The sequence below is a fragment of the Lujinxingia vulgaris genome (assembly GCF_007997015.1).
Lineage (GTDB): Bacteria > Myxococcota_A > Bradymonadia > Bradymonadales > Bradymonadaceae > Lujinxingia > Lujinxingia vulgaris.
The window spans coordinates 1-534 of record NZ_VOSM01000101.1; the positions used below are offsets into that span (position 1 = coordinate 1).

Consider the following 534-nt stretch of genomic DNA (forward strand, 5'->3'; position numbering starts at 1 on the left):
CGAAGGCTGCGAATGAGGGCCGTGGTGTGGTTTTGAGCTTCGGCAACTACGCCGGAGACGTGATGCACTTTGGAATCGCGGCTGAGCGTCTGCGCAGCGAAGGAATCGATACGCGGGTTGTGCTCGTGACGGATGACGTGGGCTCATCGCCCGACGCGGATCAACGCCGTGGAATTGCCGGCGACTTTACGGTCTTCAAAGTGATGGGTGCTGCCGCAGCGGAAGGACTCTCACTCGACGAGGTTGAGCGTCTTGGCCGGGCTGCGAACGACTCCACTCGCTCACTCGGTGTTGCATTCTCTGGATGCACGATGCCGGGTTCAGCCGAGCCGCTGTTCTCCATCCCGTCCGGCTCGATGAGCGTTGGGCTCGGAATCCATGGCGAACCAGGGGTGCGCGACGTTCCGCGGCTCACCGCCGATGAACTTGCTCGATTGCTTCTCGATGGTGTTCTGAGCGAACGGCCTGTCGGAGACTCGACCCGCGTCGCTGTCATCCTCAACGGGTTGGGAACGACGAAGTATGAAGAACTCT

The 534-nt window shown here is 61.0% G+C and carries 1 protein-coding gene; it reads left to right on the top strand.

Annotated features, from left to right (window positions below; translation table 11 throughout):
• The coding region (locus FRC98_RS21090) for a dihydroxyacetone kinase subunit DhaK (protein ID WP_230467906.1) at positions 1-534 on the top strand (534 nt) is incomplete at both ends.